Annotated in this window: 6 protein-coding genes; all 6 read left to right on the top strand. The window is 44.8% G+C overall.

Translation table 11 applies throughout. From position 1 onward, the window contains the following. Positions 1 to 121: 121 nt before the first annotated feature. Positions 122 to 1,291, top strand: a complete 1,170-nt coding sequence (locus tag KIS29_11165) for a hypothetical protein (GenBank protein MBX8640884.1) — start codon at positions 122 to 124, stop codon at positions 1,289 to 1,291. Between the two features lie 152 nt (positions 1,292 to 1,443). Then, complete coding sequence (locus KIS29_11160) at positions 1,444 to 1,644, top strand: hypothetical protein (protein MBX8640883.1); 201 nt, start codon at positions 1,444 to 1,446, stop codon at positions 1,642 to 1,644. Positions 1,645 to 1,666: 22 nt separating this feature from the next. Beyond that, positions 1,667 to 2,047: a hypothetical protein gene (locus tag KIS29_11155; protein MBX8640882.1), complete on the top strand. Its 381-nt coding sequence runs from the start codon at positions 1,667 to 1,669 to the stop codon at positions 2,045 to 2,047. Positions 2,048 to 2,282: 235 nt separating this feature from the next. Then, positions 2,283 to 2,930 (top strand): hypothetical protein, encoded by a 648-nt coding sequence (locus KIS29_11150; protein MBX8640881.1) that lies wholly within the window; start codon positions 2,283 to 2,285, stop codon positions 2,928 to 2,930. A gap of 42 nt (positions 2,931 to 2,972) precedes the next feature. Continuing rightward, on the top strand, positions 2,973 to 4,145 hold the full coding sequence (locus tag KIS29_11145) for a hypothetical protein (protein MBX8640880.1): 1,173 nt from the start codon (positions 2,973 to 2,975) through the stop codon (positions 4,143 to 4,145). Further along, the coding region (locus KIS29_11140; GenBank protein MBX8640879.1) for a hypothetical protein at positions 4,129 to 5,367 on the top strand (1,239 nt) is incomplete at its 3' end. The genes KIS29_11145 and KIS29_11140, both read left to right, overlap by 17 nt.

Raw genomic sequence — 5,367 nt, 5'->3', positions numbered from 1 at the left:
ACGAATTTAATTTAATCTTAAAGTTGAGATAGATATATATATATCCAACTTCTTATTTTTCACATAATGTTTTAAATACCACATTCGGGTTTTTGAATAAATAACCTTGGAGGTTATCTATTTGGAACATAGGAATCGAACAATTTTAGGGGTAATTGCGATCCTCATCGCTGTAATCTTTTCCTACGGCTATTTTGCCGTAGTGCAGTCAGAGGGAGCAAACATAAATTCAAGTTCTGGACTTAGCGGAGATACATATTTTCAGAGCATGTATCATGTCGGCGAAGCCTGGAACGGGTCAGACTGGAATATATTGACAGTGAGTTGGAGCACTAGCCATGTAGCAACAATAACAATACCGTATGGAACAACTGAAATCATACTTGCATCGGGCAATTCATCTTTGAACGTGCAGCATTTGCTGGAACAGGCATTGTTTTTCTTTACAACGAATATCAAGGGAAGTGCCACATCCGGTACTGCTGGAGCGGTGAATCTCTCATCGGCATACTTCATGCTGGGAACCTTCCACAACTCAACAAGCAATAATGCATTCGGAGATAAGGCTGTAACTGACGTTACAAATAATGTAACTCTATATTCAAGCACTGTCAATAACCTGAACACATCCGAGCCATTTAATCTGTTCAACAGCATGGCAGGGCTGAACAACGAAGTCATGTATGTGATGCACCTTTCAGTTGGCAATAAAAACGCAACAGGAGCTAAAGTAACTGGCAGCGGTTCACTCACTGTAACATCCTACGCACAGTACCCATTCAAGCTCAACCTGCTTGACAATTATTCGTACATAGGCGTACTTGCTGGCGTGCTCATCATATTCCTTGCAGCTATATCATTCCCGAGACTGAGCGGTTCCGCTGAGTACACTCTCAAGAAGAGGGAAGTGTCCGGTGCAGTCCTGGGATTGGTAGCAGGCGGTCTGATATATGCCATAGTGCTGTTTGGAGGGGCTTCTCTGCCTTTCGTTTCATCCGGCTTACCGTATGTCGCGTTCCTCGGCTTTGCGGCTGGCGTATACATATACGGCATGCAGGAAAATAAAGGGGACCTTGGATACCAGTTCCTTGCTGGCGTTGTTGGCCTAATAATCGCTGTGATAGCAAGTTCCGTATTTCCGTTCCTTTCACCAGTGGCGGCAATATCCGGGTACAGCTTCGCAGGGCAGATCGTAGCCGGATTGGTTTTACTGTTCTCGGTAATCCTTATCGCAGGCGGATTTGCAGCACTAAAGCACAGCAAGTTCAACGAGAGCACGGGATTATTCTAACCCCACCCTTTTTTTTAGGTGATTGAAATGGTAGAACCGGAAAAGGGATCAACTGTCATACAGACAGTTAATAAAGACGGCAGAAGATACAGGGTAATAGTAAAGTACCTTGGCAGAGTCAAACGCAAGAAAAAGGAAAAGAGGCGATACAAATGACCTCTGCAAAACAGAGAAAGGCAGACCGGAAGAATGCTCTCAAAGGCTCAAAAAAATGGAAAAACATGAGCCCGGACCAGAGAGAGGGCAAACGTATGAGGCCCTCACACGGCTGGGGATTTAACGGCAAATCTCCTAATACAAAGCCAAGAACTTACCGGAAGAAAAGAAACAAGGGGGAGAGGAAATACGATTAGGGATTTTCTGAAAAGAAAGCTCATGGCAAATGATACGGCAGCGGCAACATCCCTGCTGTTCCCCGCCATGATTATAATTCTTGTTGCATCGGTCGTAATCGCTTTTATTCTGTTCAGAAGCCAGATCGGAACCATAGGATTAGGTTTCATATCCGCAGTTGTAGGGTTTTTTTCCTCAATTCCGACAGTCATGACCAATGCTGTTTATGCCATAGGCGGAGCCATAACCACAGGCTTTACAAATCTCATAAATGGTGCGTTTACGACTATTGGAACAGGCTTAACCTCGGCTGCGACATCAGGAGGAACCGGCCTATCAAATGCATTCCAGAACTTCTGGAAATGGCTTACATCCCTGTACATTGCCCCTCATATAATTTACATGCAGATCTCAGGGGCGTGAGCTTCTGAAATTCTTTATTTTTCTAGCGGGATTAGGCTTACTGGTATATTTCTTCTGGGCTTATATCAGCGGGTTCTTCCAGTACACCGAACCAGGCTTGTTTGAGGGAACGGTAATTTCAATAGCGACATTTTTCAATTACTCGAATACCGCGGCATTGGCGTCAATGATTACAATCGTTGCCTTTATAATTGCTGCTATGGTAATGGTCTATGGTCTCATGGCGGGTGATTGAGTGAAATCAGCATGGTTAATCGTATTCGGGATCCTGATTGTTGGCGGATTGGCAATTCCAGTTTCACATGCGGCTAGTGGGCCTGAATACGGGATGAGTGCTTATATAGCTGGAAATCCCGATAAGGTTCCTGCTGGCCCTGCATATTCAGGCTTCGGTTTCGCCTATCCCTATGCCAATTTTACTTCTGTACTGCCTCAGTTTGTATCTATGTATGTGCAGTCAAGAGGCAATTCCACAATACAGGTTTCAAACGGCAATGCAATATTGCTGTCTGCAAGCTTCGGGAATCACTCCGGTGGTTCTTATGTCTCCGATGTCTTTAATACAACTTTGCCAACAGGGTCTTATGATCTCATAGTTACCATATCCTCATCGGTGATCGGAAAATCAAGGACTGAGATATTTTCCATCCAAGTTGTAACATTAACGCAGTACATCAATTACGCCAATGCAAAGAAAGGCACGGTGATCGTTACCAATCCGCTGCCGCCATGGGAAGAAATCATGGTAGGCGGATTGATACTTGGAATAACCATTGTCCTTACGGTAAAGCCTATCAGAGGATTTTACAGGGCATGGAAACGCAAGCAGGGATTGCCCATGGAGGATGATCCCTATGAAAAGGAAACGGAGAGGATGAAATAATGAAACATCTTCATATGTCCAGAAAAACGGAAGGCGGTACAAATGACTGACTCAGCTTCACAAGTGCCCGTGGAACTCGTAGAGCGGAAAACCAAGACCAAGGAGGAAAAAGTAAACATAACTATTACGGGGACACTGGGCGAAGCCTGGCATGACTTCTACACAGGGCTTAAAAACGGTGGATGGAAAACGTTCCTGTTATTCGTAGGGTTTATTTTCTTCCTGATCTACACGGGGGAAAATGCCAAGAATGTCAATACTACGGAACAGGTAATTTTGGCACTAATTACAATTGGTTTATTTTTTGCTTGTGTTATTGTATTCCTGCTGGAACGGAAAGACAAGGCACGCATAGCGGTATTTGAGGTTGAGGGACACCGTATCACAAGAGGCGTAAAGATAGACCCGCATGACGAGGACGAGCAGATACAATATGACGACATGAGGGCAGAGCATACATCGATATCAATATGGGATTATCCCGAATCGCTCATAAAGACGGGAAACAAATATGACGAATCATACAAAGGGGTTCAGTTAGTGCAATGCCTGCGGGAAACGGACAGAAACACCAAGAGATCAGCATATATCGGTGCAGTGAGGCCCCACAAATGGTATGTGCAAGGCGATCCCATTCCCGGGCTTGCATCGCTCATTCTGGTTAAAGCGGTATCTGAAAAGTTCGCCAAAATCTCAAAAAAATGGGATAAGTTCATTAAGAAGCTGGAAAAGAAGAATACGGGACTGCCGGAACATAAAGAGATTTTGGAAATCAACAGGAAATTCCAGCTTGGTGTGGAACTGCTCACCGAGGCATCGGATGAAGTGGAACGCCTGAAACACTCTCCCATATACCTGAATCTTGAGAATTTCGGGAAATACACTAAAAGATTTGTCATAGGCGTGGCACTTGCAGAGGATTACCACAATATAAAACGGTTGGAGAGAATGAAAGACCCTTCTCTGTTCACCGCTTCCAATCTTTCAAGTGTCGCAGACCAAGCGGCTCGCACGATTATAACGGGGTTGGCACTCGAATCTGCGTTGCCATGGGTATACAACAACGCATTCACGGAATTTATCAGCGTGTTTGCAGGAAAACTCACCATAGGTGCGGACCAGTTGAGAGAGCTTGAAGCTTTTCTCAGAAAGCCTGCAGAAATGGCTTCACAGCCACCGGACAAAAAGGGGTTAATAAATGTCAGGGAACGATAAAAAGGATATAGACGAATACAAGAGCATCGCCATACTCGGGAACAGGCATTACGATGGCGGAGGCTTGCCTTCCGGTTCCCTGACTTTGCATCCCGTAATTGCCGGATCAGCCCAGAAGCTTGACCTGTGGTACAGGTACTGGCAACCAAGTGTTATCAAAGCCTTTATCCGCAATGTCGGAACCCGCAGGTGCACAGAAATGCCGCCAGATTCCATTTTTTACATAGACCCCATACATAAAGACAAAGCCAATGGAAACAAGTATTTCAAGACCCCTGAGGAAATGGAAACCGAACTTCTCGAAATCCTGAAAAATGAAAATCTTTACAAGTTGTTTATCGACAAAGTGATCATGCCTGCAATACGGGAAATGCAGGAAATAACATACAGGCAACCCGCGCAGCTTGCATCCGCCATGATGGACAAAAGAGTACTTGAGGGATTTCCAGAGGCTTATGCGAGGTTTTCGATTACAGGCCAGGAACGATCTGCACCCACATTAACCTTTTCCACGTGGACATACAGGGAATTTCTGGTACAGTCCGGCGGTTCTTTTTACTCAGATGCATACATAAAAGGATTGCAGGGAACAGGAAAATCAACACTCGCAAAACAAATTATGAAAATCGCTGTTGATTTCCGCAACTGGATATATACGACTCTGCCTGTAAACCGTGATGATTTTCTGCATATTTACCACATAACAAAACTCTCCGACCTCTTCACCCAAAGAGCAGCACCATCGATTTTTGAGTTCATGGTCTGGCGGGACGATGTCCGAAAAACGGAAGAAAATTTCTCCGCTTCCATTACCCTGGTAGCCGATGAAATGGGAAAGAGCACAGCCGAGTCAAATAGAACAGGAACCATAGCCTCAAGGTTTTCATCCGCATTGCAGCAATATGCAAGGAAATTTTCCATCGCACGGGTTGAACTCGGAGCAGACAAAGAGGATCCTGAGCTGGAAAACAAAAAAACCTGTGTAATGACGACCTACAAAGACGGCGTGCAGCACTATATGAAGGTTCAGCGGTATAATGGAACTGAGAAAATAGAGGAAAAAGTTCTGACCGAAGCGGCTTCTGACTTGCCTTTCTCTTTCTATGAGACAGAACGTGATGTTACCATCCCGCTCGAAATCGATATTGATTTCATGCAGATGATTTCTGACGTTGCGGAAACCGCCGGAATAGAGTTCCAGATGATACCCGACAAGGAGTTG

This window comes from Candidatus Sysuiplasma jiujiangense (assembly GCA_019721075.1).
In the GTDB taxonomy this organism is placed as follows: domain Archaea; phylum Thermoplasmatota; class Thermoplasmata; order Sysuiplasmatales; family Sysuiplasmataceae; genus Sysuiplasma; species Sysuiplasma jiujiangense.
This window is presented reverse-complemented; position numbering and strand designations above follow the sequence as displayed.